Raw genomic sequence first — 1,053 nt, forward strand, 5'->3', positions numbered from 1 at the left:
CTCGCGGCCGTCCGCACGGACGGCCGCCGGAGCGCCGGTGCGGTCGGCGGTCTCCGCCGGACCGGCATCCGCCTTCCGACCGGCGGCGGCAGCCGCATCCGCGTCCGCCGCCGGGCCCTCGGCCGACCGCGCATCAGCGGACTTGGCCGAGTCGCGACGGCTCAGCCATGTGCGCAGCAAGGGCCGTACCGCCTCACCCACGAGCAGCGCGAGGGTCAGATACAGCAGCAGGGCGAGCCAGAGGTAGCCCGGCCAGGCCAGGACGCGCTGGAGCGCGAAGGGCGCGCCCGCGCGGCCCGAGATCACCGCGCCGACGCTCATCAGCGGCAGTACGAAGGCCGCCGCCGTGCCGGTACGGCGCGCCCATCCCCCGCGCGCCGTCGTATCGCCGACCAGCCGCCGCCACACATACCAGTGGACGCCGGTCAGCAGACCGATGACGGCCAGCGCGATCAGGACGTAGAGCACGACCATCCCCGGTCCCCTCCCCCAGCGACTACCCGACGGCTTGCCCGGAACCTCTACTCGGAGGCGTCGTTCCGACGCAGAGCGCGCACCCCGCGCAACCCGATCACCCCGATCGCCGTCCCCAAGAGAAACGAGGTGATCGCGAGCAGCAGATGCACCCAAAAGTACGTGGTGGGGTCGCCGGAGTCGTCGAAGGCGAGTCCGCTGGCGTCCTTCCACAAATTTTTGACAAAGGTGAACCAGATGATCCAGCTCCAGACCCCGAAGGCGAGCAGGAACCAGGACACGGGGCGGCTGAGCTTCATGGGTTCCAGTATGGGCACGGCCCCGGATACCTCCACGCGGGGGTCTGTCGTCAATACGTCGGCGCTGCTTTCGCTCTCCTCAGCGACGCCAGGTACGTTCACCTTCGTGCCCACACCTTCCTTCACCAGCACTCACGTCCGAGACCGCACCCGTAAGAGCACCCCCACGAGCACCCCCACGAGCAATCGCACGGGCAGTCGCCGTACCCCCGCCCGCCGCGCCGCCGCACCGCTGGCCGCCACCGCCGCCGCCCTGCTGCTGTGCGGGCCGCTGGCCGCC

The 1,053-nt window shown here is 71.0% G+C and carries 1 protein-coding gene and 1 pseudogene; both read right to left on the minus strand.

Annotated elements, in window-relative coordinates:
- Positions 1-474, minus strand: a pseudogene (locus KN815_RS49290) (metallophosphoesterase); the annotation flags it as partial.
- 47 nt (positions 475-521) lie between these two features.
- Positions 522-773, minus strand: coding sequence for an SCO4848 family membrane protein (locus tag KN815_RS51405; protein WP_253209751.1), 252 nt, complete (start codon positions 771-773; stop codon positions 522-524).
- Positions 774-1,053 lie beyond the last annotated feature (280 nt).

Source organism: Streptomyces niphimycinicus (genome assembly GCF_018883605.1).
Lineage (GTDB): Bacteria > Actinomycetota > Actinomycetes > Streptomycetales > Streptomycetaceae > Streptomyces > Streptomyces niphimycinicus.